The sequence below is a fragment of the Grimontia sedimenti genome (assembly GCF_011045095.1).
Lineage (GTDB): Bacteria > Pseudomonadota > Gammaproteobacteria > Enterobacterales > Vibrionaceae > Enterovibrio > Enterovibrio sedimenti.
In genome coordinates, this window is sequence record NZ_JAALDL010000006.1 from 182,517 (window position 1) to 199,115 (window position 16,599).

Here is a 16,599-nt window from a genome sequence, read left to right on the forward strand (position 1 = left end):
GATATTTTTTTTCTCGCTGTTGCTTGCTTTTTTTATCCAAGTTGGCAAATTGAACACAACACAAAATAAAACGCGCCTTTGAAAGGCGGCAGCAGGAAGTTTAGAGAGGGATTTATGTGTTCTGTATTTGGCATTCTGGATATTAAGTCAGATGCAACCGCACTCCGAGAAAGTGCGTTGGAAATGTCGAAAAAACTACGACACCGTGGCCCAGACTGGTCAGGTATTTATTCATCTGAGCGAGCTATTCTAGCGCACGAGCGTCTGGCCATTGTTGGCCTGAACTCCGGCGCCCAACCTCTCTATAGCCCAGATGGCAAAGTAGTATTGGCGGTAAACGGCGAAATCTACAACCACAAAGAAATTCGTGCACGTTACGAAGGCAAGTACGATTTTCAAACTGATTCAGACTGTGAAGTGATTCTGGCTCTTTATCAGGACAAAGGCGCTGATCTTCTCGAAGAATTAAACGGCATTTTTGCTTTTGCACTTTACGATGAAGAAAAAGACGAATATCTGATCGGCCGCGACCATATCGGTATTATCCCTCTGTATCAGGGCTATGATGAGCACGGCAACTACTATGTCTCTTCTGAAATGAAAGCGCTGGTTCCAGTATGTAAAACCATCAGCGAATTCCCTCCAGGTTGCAGCTACGGTTCTAAAGATGCTGAGCCTGTTCGTTACTATGTTCGTGATTGGAATGAGTTCGCAGCCGTTGAAAACAACACCTCAAGCAAAGAAGAACTGACAGCAGCGTTGGAAGCCGCAGTTAAGCGTCAGCTGATGACTGACGTACCCTACGGTGTTCTTCTGTCGGGCGGTTTGGACTCTTCTATCACTTCAGCTGTGGCTAAACGTTTCGCCGCAATGCGTGTTGAAGATGATGACCAAAGTGCAGCATGGTGGCCACAGCTTCACTCCTTTGCGATTGGCTTAGAAGGTGCGCCGGATCTAAAAGCTGCTCGTGAAGTGGCAGAGAAAATTGGTACTGTTCACCACGAAATGACCTACACCATTCAGGAAGGTCTTGATGCTATTCGTGATGTTATCTATCACATTGAAACTTACGACGTAACAACTATCCGTGCATCCACGCCGATGTACCTGATGGGTCGTAAAATCAAAGCCATGGGCATCAAAATGGTACTGTCCGGTGAAGGTGCAGATGAAATCTTCGGTGGCTACCTCTACTTCCACAAAGCACCAAACGCCCAAGAGTTCCATGAGGAGACTGTGCGTAAACTGCTAGCTCTGAATATGTTTGACTGTGCCCGCGCGAACAAATCACTGGCGGCATGGGGTGTGGAAGGTCGTGTTCCTTTCCTAGATAAAGAGTTTATCGATGTTGCTATGCGCCTGAACCCGAAAGACAAGATGTGCGGCAACGGCAAGATGGAAAAGCACATCCTGCGTGAGTGTTTTGAGCACTACCTGCCAGATTCAATTGCATGGCGCCAGAAAGAGCAGTTCTCAGATGGTGTTGGCTACGGCTGGATTGATACCCTACGTGCCGTTGCAGAAGAGAAAGTCACTGACCAGCAAATAGAATCAGCCAGCTTTCGCTTCCCATACAATACGCCACAAACTAAAGAAGCTTACGTTTACCGTGAGATCTTTGAAGAGTTGTTCCCACTGCCATCAGCAGCAGAATGTGTTCCAGGCGGCCCATCAATCGCCTGTTCAAGCGCCAAGGCGATTGAGTGGGATGAGAGCTTCAAAAACAGTGCAGACCCTTCAGGCCGAGCTGTAGCCGCGGTTCATAACGAGGCTTACAACAAAGCATAAGCTTCAGCACTTAAACCGCTATAAAAAAATCCGCCCATGTGGCGGATTTTTCTTTATGAAATAGGCAATCACAACTTAGTTGGTACTTAGACAAGGCGATAAAATGATTTCTGCTCGGGAGCTTAGTCCGCTAAGTGACCGAGAGAAATCATGAAATCAACGCCGCATAAGTGCCAAATAAGGCAGTGATTTAGCGTTCCCAGTAGGCCTCTTCGAGCGAATCCTCTTTCTCTGGCAGGCCACGAGACAAACGTGGCGAATGCTGCGCCAGCACTTCATAGCTTACGCGGTTCGCATATTTACATACCTGAGAGAACGAGCTGTAGGTCAGGAATGAATGGGCGTGCTTGCTGGAGTTTGGCACGTTATCACGGTGATAGCGGTTTGCTGACATATCGTGAAGCACCGCTGACAGCGCACCATCACCCGCACCATTGGTGTTTTTGATACGCTCTGGCCCCCCCATGTAAGGCGCAATGTGTGAGTAAACCTTAAATGGGTTCTCACAGTCCGATTTTTTCATTGGGCGGCTGAATTCGTAGCGGTTGAATTCGGCAATTGAACCAGGCAGTAATGGCAAACTGGTTTCACGCTTGGCTTCTTCTTCCGTGTAACCAGCCATGTAAAGTCCCACAGGACCAGCTGTACACAGCACCATGTCTACCCATTCAAGGGCTTTGTCTGCCGCCAACAAAGGATCAGATTCGCCCGTCAGCGCTTCCGCTTCTTCTTCGTTCATTGCAACAACAGAAACATGTTCTGACAAGAAGTCACGCCACCATTGCGGATTGTTTTGAATCACGTACTTGGTACCCATAGTCATTACCACAGGTACGTCGTGTTTCTTCGCGTATTCGATCGCTTTCATGGTTGCTTCCGGCATCGGGTCGCCCTCTTTACAGCGAACCAGATAAGCGGTCAGTACCAATGCAGATGCATTTTTGAAGATATGCTCTGGAATAGAATCAGCGTGAAGTTGATTCATCAAGCCTTCACTGATCGCAAAGGTACGTTCACCTTCTTCACTGATCAGAGTGTAACAACGACCGATTGGTCCTTGAACTGCCTGCAAGTAGTTAAGGTCCATGCGGCTTGAAGTGTTACAAAGATAGCGATATGCATAGCTGCCGATGGTGATGTCTTGGCTCATGACACCTAGCAGAATAGATTTGTCGTCGGCAAGCGTTGAGTAGTTGTGCAACGTGTTACCAATAGTACCGCCTGCAAACTCGTGACTAACCATGTTGTTATCTTTTAGCTCTTGATACAGCGCTTCTGCGCGCTTGTCATCAATCACCAAAGAATGCCCTTTACTCAACTCATATTTCGCAACGAAATCGTCGGCTACTTTCGCTTCAATATCCACCAGCGTCTGGTCGATACCGATAACATGTGGACGTTTCAGCTTGCGCTGCTCGCTCGATTGCACCAAAAGTGGATCGCGTGCATGGACAGGAAAGTAATGCTTAGACTTGCGTTGGCCCGGGAATTTCATGATTCAATGCGTCGTTGTTGTGGCGAAAGTGCGAATTCTATCACACAAATTTCAACGAGGAATCTTTCGGGCAAAAATATGCCTGGGTGAAAAATCAACCCAGGCATAAATAAAAATGAAAAGAAGGCGTTACCAACCTTTGGTATTTCTCTCCACTAACAACTTCATCATGTCGATATGTGCAGGAGAATCATTGAGGCAAGGGATGTATCTGAACGTCTCGCCGCCCGCTTCAATAAAGCTCTCATGGCACTGCTCAGAAATCTCTTCCAAAGTCTCCAAACAATCCGCAGAGAATGCTGGCGTGATCACATCCAGACGCTTCACCCCTTCACTTGGCAATCTTTCTAGCGTTTTGTCGGTATAGGGCTGTAGCCACTCTTCTCGACCAAAACGCGACTGGAAAGTCGTTTTGAGCGGTACGTCGCTGGACAATCTTGCCACCAGTTTTTCTGTTGTCCCTAAACAGTGCGTTTTGTATGGGTCACCGTTATCTGCGTAGCGTTTAGGAATACCGTGATAAGAGCAAAGCAGCATGTCAGGTTTACCATGCTCTGCCCAGTGCGCTTCAACCGATTGCGCCAGCGCTTCGATATAGCTGTCTTCACTATAGTAGTGGTTCACAAAACGGAACTCCGGCAATTCGGGCATTTGCTTAAGTGATTTCGCAATTTTATCGAAAACAGCCGCCGTCGTGGTGCGCGAGTACTGTGGATAAAGCGGCAGCACGAGAATTTTATCACAACCTCTGGCTTTTAATGCTTCAACACCTGTCAGAATGCTTGGGTTGCCATAGGTCATACCCAGTTCCACAGGCAGTCCAGTTTCACGCTCCAACGCCGCTTTTTGACGCTTGGAATAGACCATCAGCGGTGAACCCTCTTCCATCCAGACGGTTTGATAGAGTTTTGCTACCTTGGGAGAACGCACAGGCAAGATAATCCCGTGCAATAGCGGACACCACAGCCAACGTGTCATATCGACGACACGCTGATCATGAAGGAATTCGCTGAGAAAGGCTTTTACTGCTTGTGCGGTCGGTGCTTCCGGTGTGCCGAGGTTAGCCAGCAACACTCCTACTTTGTTGTTTTTGTTTTCCATTTCGTCCTGCAACACAGATTGTTTTACCACGAGGATACCACTACTTTTCTTTGGGAGAAAAAGATCAAAAAAGGGCAATCGTATTGATTGCCCTTTTTTTAAACACTGGGGTTATTAATCCAGCTGTTTAGCGATTTCTTCGCTGACTGCAGCAACTTGCTGAGTACCATCAAATTTCAGGTACTTGGTGTTGCCTGCTTCTGCTTCTTTCGAGTAGTAAGCGATCAGTGGCGCTGTTTGGTCGTGGTAGACACCCAGACGCGCACGTACGGTTTCTTCTTTGTCGTCATCACGAACAACCAGATCTTCGCCAGTCACGTCGTCTTTACCTTCTACTTTAGGCGGGTTGTAAACAACGTGGTAAGTGCGGCCAGAAGCCAGATGCGCGCGGCGACCACTCATACGCTCAACGATAACGCTGTCTGGCACGTCGAATTCCAGTACGTAGTCAACCACTACGCCGATGTCTTTCAGGCCATCTGCCTGTGGAATAGTGCGTGGGAAGCCATCCAGAAGGAAGCCTTTCGCACAGTCTTCTTGTGCAATGCGCTCTTTAACCAGACCAAGGATAATATCGTCAGATACCAGTTGGCCCGCGTCGATAACTGCTTTCGCCTGTTTGCCCAGCTCGGTGCCGGCTTTGATTGCTGCACGCAGCATGTCACCAGTGGAAATTTGTGGAATACCATATTTTTCCATGATGAACTGCGCTTGAGTCCCTTTACCTGCACCTGGTGCGCCCAGAAGAATGATGCGCATAGTTATCCCCTTTATTTACTTTGGAGTTTCGCAAAAACACGAAACATACACGTATATTGATACCTAAACAACCTCGTGCCCGACGTTTTCAACACAATTGGCGCTGATATCGGCTCAGGTCTCTTGGTTACTTCATTTAACACTCAGTAAGCAAAGAAAGCGTGACACCGCACAAAATCGTTTAGGTATTGAAGTTAATAAGCCCAGCATTCCCGCTGGGCTCGGTCATATTAATAGCGATAATGAATCGTTATTCAATTAGCCTTTAGTCAGAAGTTGGTTCACCGCACTCAGGAACTGAGATGGATCATCCATCGAGCCGCGTTCTGCAAGCATCGCCTGACCCAGCAGCATCTCGACCCAGCGACCGAACACTTCTTCGTCCGCTTCGTCAGCCATTTGCTTCACCAGAGTGTGCTCTGGATTCATCTCAAAGATGTATTTCACTTCTGGTGCTTCTTGCCCAGCCGCAGCCAGTAGCTTCGCCATCTGTGTACCCATTTCAAACTGATCGGTGACCACCACTGCTGGTGTGCCTGACAATTTGAACGTAGGACGAACATCTTTCACACGATCACCGAGATATGCTTTGGTTCTATCAACCACAGATGCAAACTCTTTTTCGGTTTCTTCGCGTTTCTCTTTCTCAGCGTCATCTTCAAACTTGCTGAGATCCAGATCCGCTTTAGTGATCGCCTGGAATTTCTTGCCGTCAAAATCTGGAAGATAACTCATCAACCATTCGTCGATGCGGTCGTACATCAGGATCACTTCAATGCCTTTGGCTTTGAATTGCTCCAAATGAGGACTGTTTTTTGCTGCCTGATAAGAATCTGCAGTCAAATAGTAAATCTTGTCCTGCTCTTCCTTCATGCGAGATACATAGTCAGCAAGAGAAACGGTTTGTTCGCTGCTGTCTGTTTCGGTCGAGGCAAAGCGCAGTAGACCCGCTACTTTGTCACGATTTGAGAAGTCTTCCGCTGGACCTTCTTTCAGTACCAAACCAAATTCTTTCCAGAAACTCTGGTATTTGTCCGCGTCATTGTTTGCCAAACGCTCAAGCATGGTCAGAACACGCTTGGTGCAGGCATTACGCAAAGACTGAGTCACTTTATTGTCTTGCAGTATTTCACGGGAAACGTTCAATGGCAGATCGTTTGAATCAATCAAACCACGGACAAAGCGCAAGTAGCTCGGCATGAACTGCGACGCATCATCCATGATGAACACGCGTTGCACGTAAAGCTTCAGACCGTGTTTATGATCGCGGTTGAACATATCCCACGGAGCTTTAGATGGAATGTAAAGAAGGCTAGTGTAGTCGTTTTTACCTTCTACGCGGTTGTGGCTCCACTGCAGTGGGTCAGCGAAATCATGGGACAGATGCTTATAAAACTCGTTATACTCTTCATCAGAAATGTCTGATTTTGAACGAGTCCACAGAGCCTGAGCTTTATTGACCTTTTCCCACTTACCTTCGCCAGTTTCTTTACCTTCTTCGTCGCGTTCCTGCTCCCACATTTCGACAGGGATACCAATGTGATCAGAGTATTTACCGATCACGTCACGCAAACGCCATTCATCCAGAAACTCTTTGTCTTCTTCACGAAGGTGAAGCGTAATAGATGTCCCTCGAGACGCTTTTTCAATGCCTTCGATGGTGTATTCACCTTCGCCAGCCGATTCCCACTGAACACCTTCTGAGGCTTCAGCACCTGCTGCGCGGGTCATAACGGTGACTTTGTCTGCAACAATAAATGCAGAGTAGAAGCCCACACCAAACTGACCAATCAGCTGGCTGTCTTTCGATTGGTCTTCTGACAGCTGCTTGAAGAAATCTGCTGTGCCGGATTTTGCAATCGTACCCAGGTTTTCAATCACCTCGTCACGGCTCATACCAATGCCGTTGTCTTCAACAGTCAAAGTGCCCGCTTCTTTATTGACGCTCAGACGGACACGAAGATCACCATCATTCTCGTACAGTGCTGAATCCGACAGTGCCTTGAAACGCAGCTTGTCAGAAGCATCCGATGCATTAGAGATCAGTTCACGCAGGAAGATCTCTTTGTTGGAATAGAGTGAGTGGATCATCAAGTGCAGCAGTTGCTTCACTTCAGATTGGAAACCACGAGTTTCCTTACTTTGTAGAGTCGCTTGATCGCTCATTTTAACCCCAAACTAAATGTATTTTGATTGAATCACTTCCTGTAAATATGGCCGCAATTTTCCAATTCAAGGGTAGGCAAGGAATTTTTGATTTCTTGAGCTATTTTTCGCATTTCAGGTATAATCGTCTTTATTTTTAGCCAATTTAGGCGCTATTCACCTCCAATTTCGAGGTTAACCCGCCAAACTTTTCAAGATTCGCGCAGGTAAGTAAATCGAATGTTAAATAAATCGAACCGTTACCTTCTGGGAGAGCGTTTTGTTTTTTCTCCCAGCGACAGTTCTTTGATTGATCTTTATGAAAATAACGAATTGATCCGACTGGGCAGTAACGAGTGCCGAGTATTGATGGTTCTGATAGAAGAGCCTCACGCTATTGTCACCCGAAACCGAATCCACGACTTTGTATGGCGTAAGCAAGGTTTCGAAGTCGACGATTCCAGCCTGACACAATCTATTTCTACCTTAAGAAAAGGCCTGAAAGACTCCACGAAAAGCCCGATGTTTGTCAAAACCGTGCCAAAACGCGGATATCAGGTAGTGTGTTCAGTAGAAGTCTATAACGATCAGGAAGTTGACCTGCCAAAATCTACGGTCACTGAGAAGGAAGACGACGTTGTCGAAGCAGAGATCGTAGCCGCTGAGGCTGAAAGCGAGTTGCAAGAGTCACCAACAGACGCTGCAGCACCCTCAGCTCAGCCAGAACAAGCGGACATTCCTAGAGCTCCGGTTGCGGTGAAAGTCCCGCTTGGCTCATGGGTAGCATTCGTGCTCGCATTGCTGGTACCTCTGGCGTTTTACGTTGCTTCCACTCCTAAATCTGAAGCATTTCGGAAAATCTTAACGATCGAAGATGTACCGGTTTACATTCCCGTGACCAATGCGCGTATCAACCAATGGCAACCCATGGTTCAGCGCTGTGTTGAAAAGTACATTGGTTTCTATCGTGAAGAGCGCGAATTGGAAGAAGTGATTGTGACGGGCGGTCAAGATAACCAAATTTCCCTGAACTATATCCACAGTGCCAGAGACGCAGATGACAACATTACTTATGTTCTTCTTACCAGCCAGCAAGGGAGCGACGGACTATGCCGATGAGTCTTCATGCACCTCGACGCCGTGATCAGATGAAGCGCTTCGGGCCATTTTTCTTGTTGTTGATATCATTTATTGCCAGCGCCTGGGTATTTCTGGGTGAAGACATGCGCACGGCTAACCTTCTGCTTTCTAAAGAGTGGAAGTCGCGCACAATTAATCACATTGAGGAAGCTAGATTTCGCGATGTAGCTGGGCTTACTGAAACCGAGCAACAAAGCAATATGGTGTTTTTGCCTGATAATACTTATTCCCGCGACACACAAATCGTGTTGAAAAATGAAGAGCAGAATACTCAAGTGGTGATGTCGATTTCCGAGTCTGGAGAGTGGGAAATCAGTGGCGGCTATCTGAAACTCAAGCTCGGTAGCATCAAAGATGTGACGACCGGAGATACGGCAGATTTCTCTGAAGAGGATTTAACACTGGTGCGTACCTTCTATCGCCTAGGCGCTGAAAAGGTTCGCCGCATTGATGTATTGAATGACGGTTCACTGCTGCTTACCAGTTTGAACCATGGTTCGCTGGTGCTTTACAGCAAGTCGTGATCTACACAAACTAAAAAGGCCGCTAAGCGGCCTTTTTTATCCCAGACGGTGACGTCCAATAATCGAATGAGAGAGCGTGGTACCATCCACCAACTCCAACTCTCCGCCCATCGGCACACCGTGCGCAATGCGACTGGCAATGACGCTATGCTCGAGACAAAGCTCACTGATGTAATGCGCTGTCGCTTCACCTTCTACCGTTGGATTAGTTGCTAGGATAAGCTCAGAAATTGACTCTGACGATAAACGCTTTTCCAATAAATCCAAACCGATATCAGAAGGACCAATGCCATCAAGCGGTGATAAATGCCCCATAAGAACAAAGTAACGGCCAGAATATTGGCCAGTAGCCTCAATCGCAGCAATATCAGCCGGGCTTTCTACCACACAGATCTGACCGTTTTCCTGACGACGAGGATTAGCACAAATCGCACACTCCTCTTCCTCAGTGAAGGTGCGGCATTTACCGCAATGTCCAATGTCTGTCATCGCAGAAAGTAACGCTTCAGAAAGCTTCACACCACCTTGGCGATTACGTTGCAAAAGATGAAAAGCCATGCGCTGTGCTGACTTGGGACCGACCCCAGGTAAACAACGCAAGGCTTCCATCAACTGCTCAAGCAGTTGGCTTGTACGCATACTTAGAATGGCATTTTAAAGCCTGGTGGCATCTGCATGCCGCCAGTGACTGAAGCCATTTTCTCTTTCTGAGCTTCTTCAATGCGGCGCGCTGCATCGTTAAAGGCTGCAGCAATCAGGTCTTCCAGCATGTCTTTGTCGTCTTCCATCAGGCTGTCATCCAGTTCAACGCGACGAACACTGTGGCTGCCAGTGATGGTCACTTTTACCAGACCTGCACCCGCTTCGCCGGTGACTTCCATATTCGCAATTTCTTCCTGCATCTTCTGCATGCGCTCTTGCATTTGCTGCGCCTGCTTCATCAGGTTGCCCATTCCGCCTTTACCAAACATACTCTTCTCTCTATTTAGCTTTGCGCTGAGATATCTAAATCACAGCCCTTTTAGGTTTATATAGGTCTAACGCTCTCTTCATCCAGCTGCGCGGAAAAACGCTGGCAGATAAAGCGAACATTGGGATCATCACTCAGGCTTTGTGAAGCCTGAGCCAATTTTCTGTATAAAGTCTGTCACGCCATTCCAGCGGTGTCGTTCCCGCTTCTCCCTGCACGACAGACAATGTAATTGAAGTACCCAGCTGATTGCTCAATGCCTCAAGCAAGGCAGACTGTGCTTTTTCGGTGTTCAAGTGCGCTTGCTCAGCACGCAAACAAAGATTGATCTGGTCGCCATGTCGCTCCATGGATGCGTTCAATGCCATCTGCTTGACCAATCGCGGCGCTTCCAGCGCGCTGGCAATGCGACTCCACTCATCCAACTCAATCGACTCTTTTTCCAGCTTATCGCGCATTTCCGGCGTGCGCTCGTGTTTCAGCGCTTTTTTAATCTTATCCGGCGTAACAGTAACGGGCTTTTCTTCGGCCGTTTCTATCTTGGTCGGTTTCCAACGATAAGCTTCATCTTGGGTCGCGGCATTTTCATTCGGCATCGACGCTTGCTGAAAAATAGCAGGATCAGCAGGTTTATGTTTTGCTGCGATCCGGTCGATAACCGACAGTGCATCACCGCCGGCTGTTGCCGCACTACCCTTTTTGGCGATTGGCCCTCTTGCTGGCGAACGCGACTTCTCAACATGTTGCGTGCGGCCACCAGACTCCCTGCGGAAGAAGGTGCTGTTTGTTGAGGCTGCTGAGGCTGCTGAGGCTGCTGAGGTGATGGTACTACCGTTGATTGAGACGGCAAATCGTAGTCAGCGTGGGACTCAGTTTCCCGCTGCGCTTCCATTTCCATCGCTGCCATGTGCGCAGACATCTGAGGATCGTCCTGAACCACATTCGGCTGAGCAGCTTGCAAAGGTTGAGACTGCGTTGGATTAAGCGCTGGCTGCGGAGGAGCAGGAGCAGGAGCAGGAGCAGGAGCAGGAGCAGGAGCAGGAGCAGGAGCAGGTTTGCTCACTGCACGACTAGCTTCAACCTGCGCTTTTAACGTTTCTAGTCTGGTGTTGGACTGAGGTGCAGATACCGCGGTTGCTTTGCCTGGTTCATTTGTAGGGACGCTAACCACAGAAGGCTGATATTGCTGGGACGTGACTGGCCTAAATGCCAGCATTCGTAGCAACACCATCTCAAGACCTGCACGTCCATCCGGTGCATAAGGCAAGTCCTGACGCCCTTGCAACGCAATCTGGTAGTAAAGTTGTACATCTTGCGGAGAGATGGATTGACCCAGCATTAAAATACGTTCTGCATCCGGAGATGAAGCATCAACAGACTCTGGTAAGGCTTGCGCCATTGCCACGCGATGCAATTGCCCCGCAATTTCTTTTAATAGTCCATCCCACTCAACACCCACTTCGGCTAAGTGCGTCAGGCACTGCATAACATGATTTGCATGACCTTCAGCCAACGCTTCAAGCAGCAAGATCGCCTGATCAGTGCTCAAAGTACCCAGCATTTCTGTTACTTGGCCTTCGAGGACGCTGCCATTACCCAAAGCAATTGCTTGATCAGTCAGCGATAGCGCATCACGCATACTGCCTTCGGCCGCACGAGCGATAAGGGAAAGTGCTCTAGGCTCTGCCGAAACCGTTTCTTGCTCAAGAACGTATGACAATTGATCTTTTATCTGCGTGGCGTCCAAATGCTTCAAATGGAATTGCAGACAACGCGACAGAATGGTGACTGGCAGCTTTTGTGGATCAGTGGTCGCCAGCAGAAATTTCACGTACTCAGGCGGCTCTTCGAGTGTTTTGAGTAACGCATTAAAGCTGTGGCGCGAGAGCATGTGCACTTCATCTATCAGATAGACTTTGTAGCGACCACGAGCGGGTTTGTACTGGACGTTGTCTAGAAGGTCACGCGTGTCTTCTACTTTGGTGCGAGACGCCGCATCAATCTCCAATAGGTCAACAAACCTACCTTGATCGATTTCCTGACAGGTCGAGCACACTCCACAAGGCGTTGAGGTTACACCCTGTTCGCAGTTCAAGCCTTTGGCAAAGATGCGGGCGATAGTGGTCTTACCCACACCGCGCGTGCCGCTGAACAGATAGGCGTGATGCAAACGATTGTGATCGAGCGCATTCGCTAAAGCGGTCAATACATGGGATTGGCCAACCACATCCTGGAACTGGTGTGGTCGCCATTTTCTGGCTAGTACCTGATAACTCATGCGTTATAAATTCTTCCAATAGTCTACCGCCATGCTAGCACAGACGTAAAAAGAGCGCGATCTTGACGATCACGCTCTTCTCGCTCCAACGGTTTGAACGCTCGATTAATGACCGTCAAACTGGCAGATGCTGTAAACGTCGATGCCATTTTCTTGAAGACGTTTTTCTCCGCCAATTTCTGGCAGATTGATGATAAATGCAGCATGGGCCACATCGCCACCCAAACGGCGGATTAGTTTAGTGGTTGCTTCAATCGTGCCGCCAGTCGCAAGCAGGTCATCAACCATCAGTACTTTGTCGCCTTCAACGATAGCATCCGTGTGAATTTCGAGCTTGTCTGTGCCGTATTCCAGTTCGTAGCTCTCGCTGATCACTTCACGTGGCAGCTTTCCTGGTTTACGAACAGGAACAAAACCGACGCCTAATTCCAGTGCCAATGGTGCTCCAAACAGAAAACCACGAGACTCAGTACCCACAATTTTTGTGAAGCCCTGATCTTTGTATTTTTCCACAAGCAAACCAATGGTCGCTCTATAGGCTTCTGCGTTTTCCATCAGGCTGGTGATGTCGCGGAACATAATGCCTGGTTTTGGATAGTCAGGAATGGTTTTAATGCTGTCTTTGATAAATGCGATTTTGTCTTGGCTCATAATGACTCACCACGGTATGTGGCTTCCGGTAATGCTGGAAGTAAATGACCCCATTTACGCCCGCTTTCAATAGCCAGCCGATGGGGAGACGAAGGGCTCATGTTATGTATTTTCTGAGGCTCCGGCAACAGCTTCGATTTCACGCAAACGGTTAAACCAAAATAAAAGTGCGACACACATGGTCACTAGCATGATCTTGTGCCAAAGCTCAGGAACAATCGCGATAGAGAGTGAAAAGCTGAGCACGATAAAGACAGTTGCCCGTCGCTTAATTTTTTTGTCAATGGCCCGGTGCTCATTCCAGTTATTGATCGCCGGACCAAAGGTTGGATGGTTATGGAGCCAGTGAGCGATACGGGGAGAGCCACGCATGAAACATGCGCTCGCGAGAAGCATAAAAGGGGTTGTTGGCAATAATGGGAGAAAGATGCCAATCACACCTAACAGTACACAGACCCATCCGATACTCAGAAGCAGTATGCGTTTAATCGACTCTTGCACTCTTCCTCCCAAACAGGGTTTTATCTGCTTAGCATGCCAATCCAGGTCAAGGTAGCTGGCAGCGTAGGAATGAGCAGCACAGCGATCATTCCCAAGAAATAAGCAAAGTTAAACGGGTCTTTAAAGTTAGTGTCCATCTCGTACATCCTTTTTGTTCTGACTTTTGTTGAGCAGGATGCAAATATAACCGTTTAGCGTACGGCTAAATACCGACAAACTGCAGGGTCAATATACGCATTGCTCAAACCTAACTCGTTTTGTCTTGATATATATCAGAACAAATAAGGCTGGTATCACTACACTGATCCGGTTACAACGCGCACCGAGAGATCACAATGATTGATACAGAAACTGTAGCACAGCTACAACAAAAGCTCGCGAATGAGAAGGAAGCGGTACGCAGCAGATTGGAAGATGCACTGATCACATTGACGGGGTTGGACGCGTCCAACGTCCCAACAGCGCATCTGATTAAATTATGTAGAAGGGAAAAAAGTACGACTTTACATGATGATGGCTTACGGCTAGAGAAAATCGATGCCGCACTTTGTGCTATTCATACTGGCCTATTTGGGCTTTGCGCTGACTGCGAAGAAGAAATAGAAGTCGAGGATATTCTTTCAGACCCTGCAGAATCGCGCTGTCGAGCTTGCAGAGAACATAGTCGATATCACCATGTGTAAAATGGCCTCATTTGAGGCCATCGCAATCTCCAGCTTTTACTATGTCGGTGACAAACCCGCCGCTACCGGCAAACCAGGTTCGTACACCTAGTCCTTGATCAATTGCATCACCAAAATCACGGCAAGTTTGCGCCAGTACATCATCTGAAATTTGTGACTTATGCATATCCCAAGTCCACCTCGCGCTTCGTAACTTCTGGACAATAGTTACAAGAGCTCTATCTTCTTGATAGATGACATGAACTGTCTGTCCGCGAAAAGACTGTATCGGTTGATCGTTTAGCTTTAATAGTTGCGCATTTAGGTCAGCCGGGACTTTCCCCTGAAAATCAGTTTCTGGTAACGATGTTCCAGTGGACTGACACCCGCCCAAGATCAATACCAATAAGCTCGACATCCATATTCTCATACCAACCTCTCTAACAATGGTTTACTGGAAATCCTGCTCTATCATCCACTTACGGAAGGATTTCTTTTCTTCATCCGTAGCCTTTGTATACCATAGTTTAAGCTGGGTGAATGTATCACCATCGATACTAACACTTCCATTTTCTTCAACTGATACAAGGACTTCCTCAAGGTTTTGAGCTTGGCCGTCCTCAAAAACAATACCATTTTTACGGTTATAGTCAGCAATCGCTTGTTCCATATTTTTAAATGAGCCAAAGCCACTGCCCACTAACTTTTCAGATTGCAGATTTGTATTTAATCCAGTGGTTTTATTCGTCAAAGTCCATGAAGGTTTTCGGAAAAAAGCCGTAGCTTGACTTTCGAACTTTAGACGAGGGATAGTCAATACCAGATCGTCCTCACCCATAGCTACCGTTAAAATATAAGGCTTAGATGTAAAAATTGTTGATCGTGCGCCACGTTTAACTTCATCATCAAACCTTGCAACTATTTGATAAGTGGCAGGATAAAGATCAACCGCTTTGTCCGCATGCTTTCCATAGCTTTTCGCTTTTTTTCCATTGATCAGTAACAACTCTAAACCATTTTCTGCACTCAACTGCGCAGCGAATACTGATCCAGAAAACCAACATAGCAGCGTAAATAGAATTATTCTTGGCATATTCTCTTCCCGTTTGAGACGAAAAAGCCGCCTAACAGGCGGCTTCATTGCACAGAGTCTAAATCAGATTAGAATTTAACTTCCATGCCCAAAACATAGCCAGTGTCAGTGTCTATATCAACACCGGCAACTTCCTCATCTGCTACACCGACTTCAGCGTACACTTTTGCGTTGCTTGCAAGCTTGTAAGTGACGTTTGCATACAGGCTTGAGCTTTGGTTGTTAGAGTCAATATCAATGATATCATAACCAAGTGCTAAACCAGTTTTTTCATCAGCTTGGTAACCTGCAGAAATACCGATTACATCCACGTCAACCTTCGCGTCAGTCGCAACAACTTTGTACTCGATCTGACCATAGCTAAGTGCTACATCGAACGCTTCGTTGATCGCATAATCAACTTCTGCGTTGAAACCGCTAACGTCCCAAACAAGCCCATCGCTAGGTAGGTTTTCGCCGTCGTACAGGTATACTCGCGCATCCAAGCCCTCATATCGTGCACCAACGCGTCCACCGATGATTTGACGGCCATCTACTGACTCAGATTTATTATTGTCAAGATCGATGTTAGCACCAGCATAGAAAGTACCGTTGTCGTATACCCACTTAACTACTTGGTTACCTGAGGTTTGTACAAAGTCAACTTGCTCAGTACCCAACTCATAGTCTTTTTGGTTGCCTGCATCGTCAGAAATCAGCAGCTGACGACCAAAAGTAATAGTACCGAAATCACCACCAAGACCTACATACAGCTCGTCGTTTTTAACAGCGCCGTTGTCTTGACCAACGGTCCCATCAAACTGGTCTTCATACTTGAAACCCATTCCAGCAACTGCATCCAAACTGTCAGTCACTTCGATAGATGTAGTCAAAATCAGATCGGCGTCATCAATGCGCAGGTGCGCGTCTTCAGTGTTGCTATAGCCTTTGTAATATTGGATTTCTGCAGCACCTGATAAATCAACGGTAACACCGTCTGCATCGTACAGGTTAACGCTTGCTTGTGCTGCACCAGCAGCCAGCAGAGCTGGTACTGCCATCGCTAGGATAGTCTTTTTCATGTTAATCCACTGCCTTTTCTTTATTAGATTGGAATTCCTGTTCCAGGATCCCTTTTATGTTTGTACGTGTCACAACGTCACTAAAACATCACAACAAGTACGCTTAAACTTCGAAACTTAGAGTGCAGAGAAATCTAAAATCTGTCAAATCAACCAAAATCAATATCAAAAAATAAAAATACCCTTAAATACATATAGATAAACACAACCTATCGAGCGGGGTCACGGAAACGAAACCACATTGTCAAAATTCTGTAAAGTTGATCGCAATGCTTTATCAGAGTATTAATCTGTTAATCTCAACAAATAACACGTTTAATAGAATTATATTCTGCACGTAAGCAATTTGTGCAGTGAATGGCATTCCCTTTGGATTTCATAGTGATAGCTAATATTAGTTCAATTGATATTCGTGATCTAAATCGCATAAA

General features: G+C 47.1%; 15 protein-coding genes and 1 pseudogene. 4 read left to right on the forward strand and 12 right to left on the reverse strand.

Annotation, left to right across the window (positions count from 1 at the left end):
* Window positions 1–114 precede the first annotated feature (114 nt).
* Complete coding sequence (asnB, locus tag G5S52_RS10540; RefSeq protein WP_165013376.1) at window positions 115–1,788, forward strand: asparagine synthase B; 1,674 nt, start codon at window positions 115–117, stop codon at window positions 1,786–1,788.
* A 190-nt stretch (window positions 1,789–1,978) separates the two neighbouring features.
* Here asnB and G5S52_RS10545 read toward each other — a convergent pair whose 3' ends face one another.
* The 4 genes from G5S52_RS10545 to htpG all read right to left on the reverse strand — a co-directional run bounded on the left by G5S52_RS10545 (window position 1,979) and on the right by htpG (window position 7,309).
* Complete coding sequence (locus tag G5S52_RS10545) at window positions 1,979–3,283, reverse strand: inosine/guanosine kinase (protein WP_165013378.1); 1,305 nt, start codon at window positions 3,281–3,283, stop codon at window positions 1,979–1,981.
* A gap of 129 nt (window positions 3,284–3,412) precedes the next feature.
* Complete coding sequence (gene hemH, locus G5S52_RS10550; RefSeq protein ID WP_165013453.1) at window positions 3,413–4,384, reverse strand: ferrochelatase; 972 nt, start codon at window positions 4,382–4,384, stop codon at window positions 3,413–3,415.
* Between the two features lie 114 nt (window positions 4,385–4,498).
* The gene (adk, locus tag G5S52_RS10555; RefSeq protein WP_165013380.1) at window positions 4,499–5,143 is read right to left on the reverse strand and encodes an adenylate kinase; all 645 of its coding nucleotides are present in this window, start codon (window positions 5,141–5,143) and stop codon (window positions 4,499–4,501) included.
* Between the two features lie 258 nt (window positions 5,144–5,401).
* Window positions 5,402–7,309, reverse strand: coding sequence for a molecular chaperone HtpG (gene htpG / locus G5S52_RS10560; protein ID WP_165013382.1), 1,908 nt, complete (start codon window positions 7,307–7,309; stop codon window positions 5,402–5,404).
* Window positions 7,310–7,528: 219 nt separating this feature from the next.
* Between htpG and G5S52_RS10565 the strand changes: the two genes are divergently transcribed.
* Window positions 7,529–8,407 carry a transcriptional regulator gene (locus tag G5S52_RS10565; protein ID WP_165013384.1) on the forward strand — a complete coding sequence of 293 codons (879 nt, stop codon included), beginning with the start codon at window positions 7,529–7,531 and terminating at the stop codon, window positions 8,405–8,407.
* Window positions 8,398–8,952 (forward strand): regulatory protein ToxS, encoded by a 555-nt coding sequence (locus G5S52_RS10570; protein WP_165013386.1) that lies wholly within the window; start codon window positions 8,398–8,400, stop codon window positions 8,950–8,952. Before G5S52_RS10565 ends, G5S52_RS10570 begins: the two co-directional genes overlap by 10 nt.
* Window positions 8,953–8,988: 36 nt before the next feature.
* Here G5S52_RS10570 and recR read toward each other — a convergent pair whose 3' ends face one another.
* The 5 genes and pseudogenes from recR to G5S52_RS10595 all read right to left on the reverse strand — a co-directional run bounded on the left by recR (window position 8,989) and on the right by G5S52_RS10595 (window position 13,352).
* On the reverse strand, window positions 8,989–9,591 hold the full coding sequence (gene recR / locus G5S52_RS10575; protein ID WP_002539629.1) for a recombination mediator RecR: 603 nt from the start codon (window positions 9,589–9,591) through the stop codon (window positions 8,989–8,991).
* 2 nt (window positions 9,592–9,593) lie between these two features.
* Entirely contained in the window at window positions 9,594–9,923 is a 330-nt protein-coding gene (locus G5S52_RS10580) for a YbaB/EbfC family nucleoid-associated protein (protein WP_002539630.1), read from the reverse strand.
* A 56-nt stretch (window positions 9,924–9,979) separates the two neighbouring features.
* Window positions 9,980–12,200 (reverse strand): annotated as a pseudogene (dnaX, locus tag G5S52_RS10585) (DNA polymerase III subunit gamma/tau).
* 105 nt (window positions 12,201–12,305) lie between these two features.
* Window positions 12,306–12,851, reverse strand: a complete 546-nt coding sequence (apt, locus tag G5S52_RS10590; RefSeq protein ID WP_046305665.1) for an adenine phosphoribosyltransferase — start codon at window positions 12,849–12,851, stop codon at window positions 12,306–12,308.
* 102 nt (window positions 12,852–12,953) lie between these two features.
* Complete coding sequence (locus tag G5S52_RS10595) at window positions 12,954–13,352, reverse strand: YbaN family protein (RefSeq protein ID WP_165013388.1); 399 nt, start codon at window positions 13,350–13,352, stop codon at window positions 12,954–12,956.
* Between the two features lie 335 nt (window positions 13,353–13,687).
* Here G5S52_RS10595 and G5S52_RS10600 point away from each other — a divergent pair, with 335 nt between their 5' ends.
* Entirely contained in the window at window positions 13,688–14,035 is a 348-nt protein-coding gene (locus tag G5S52_RS10600; protein ID WP_165013390.1) for a TraR/DksA family transcriptional regulator, read from the forward strand.
* A gap of 7 nt (window positions 14,036–14,042) precedes the next feature.
* On the opposite strand, the gene G5S52_RS10605 is transcribed toward G5S52_RS10600, so the two are convergent.
* The 3 genes from G5S52_RS10605 to G5S52_RS10615 form a co-directional block, all read right to left on the reverse strand.
* Window positions 14,043–14,444 carry a hypothetical protein gene (locus G5S52_RS10605; protein ID WP_165013392.1) on the reverse strand — a complete coding sequence of 134 codons (402 nt, stop codon included), beginning with the start codon at window positions 14,442–14,444 and terminating at the stop codon, window positions 14,043–14,045.
* Window positions 14,445–14,465: 21 nt separating this feature from the next.
* Complete coding sequence (locus G5S52_RS10610; protein ID WP_165013394.1) at window positions 14,466–15,107, reverse strand: YccT family protein; 642 nt, start codon at window positions 15,105–15,107, stop codon at window positions 14,466–14,468.
* Window positions 15,108–15,175: 68 nt separating this feature from the next.
* Window positions 15,176–16,168 (reverse strand): porin, encoded by a 993-nt coding sequence (locus tag G5S52_RS10615; RefSeq protein ID WP_165013396.1) that lies wholly within the window; start codon window positions 16,166–16,168, stop codon window positions 15,176–15,178.
* Window positions 16,169–16,599: the final 431 nt, after the last annotated feature.

Bases quoted from the DNA above. Each gene is read 5' to 3' on its own strand.
- G5S52_RS10615 (WP_165013396.1), bottom strand. From the start codon at position 16,168: ATGAAAAAGACTATCCTAGCGATGGCAGTACCAGCTCTGCTGGCTGCT.
- G5S52_RS10570 (WP_165013386.1), top strand. From the start codon at position 8,398: ATGCCGATGAGTCTTCATGCACCTCGACGCCGTGATCAGATGAAGCGC.
- G5S52_RS10605 (WP_165013392.1), bottom strand. From the start codon at position 14,444: ATGAGAATATGGATGTCGAGCTTATTGGTATTGATCTTGGGCGGGTGT.
- G5S52_RS10580 (WP_002539630.1), bottom strand. From the start codon at position 9,923: ATGTTTGGTAAAGGCGGAATGGGCAACCTGATGAAGCAGGCGCAGCAA.
- G5S52_RS10545 (WP_165013378.1), bottom strand. From the start codon at position 3,283: ATGAAATTCCCGGGCCAACGCAAGTCTAAGCATTACTTTCCTGTCCAT.
- adk (WP_165013380.1), bottom strand. From the start codon at position 5,143: ATGCGCATCATTCTTCTGGGCGCACCAGGTGCAGGTAAAGGGACTCAA.
- G5S52_RS10600 (WP_165013390.1), top strand. From the start codon at position 13,688: ATGATTGATACAGAAACTGTAGCACAGCTACAACAAAAGCTCGCGAAT.
- G5S52_RS10565 (WP_165013384.1), top strand. From the start codon at position 7,529: ATGTTAAATAAATCGAACCGTTACCTTCTGGGAGAGCGTTTTGTTTTT.
- htpG (WP_165013382.1), bottom strand. From the start codon at position 7,309: ATGAGCGATCAAGCGACTCTACAAAGTAAGGAAACTCGTGGTTTCCAA.
- G5S52_RS10610 (WP_165013394.1), bottom strand. From the start codon at position 15,107: ATGCCAAGAATAATTCTATTTACGCTGCTATGTTGGTTTTCTGGATCA.
- recR (WP_002539629.1), bottom strand. From the start codon at position 9,591: ATGCGTACAAGCCAACTGCTTGAGCAGTTGATGGAAGCCTTGCGTTGT.
- apt (WP_046305665.1), bottom strand. From the start codon at position 12,851: ATGAGCCAAGACAAAATCGCATTTATCAAAGACAGCATTAAAACCATT.
- hemH (WP_165013453.1), bottom strand. From the start codon at position 4,384: ATGGAAAACAAAAACAACAAAGTAGGAGTGTTGCTGGCTAACCTCGGC.
- asnB (WP_165013376.1), top strand. From the start codon at position 115: ATGTGTTCTGTATTTGGCATTCTGGATATTAAGTCAGATGCAACCGCA.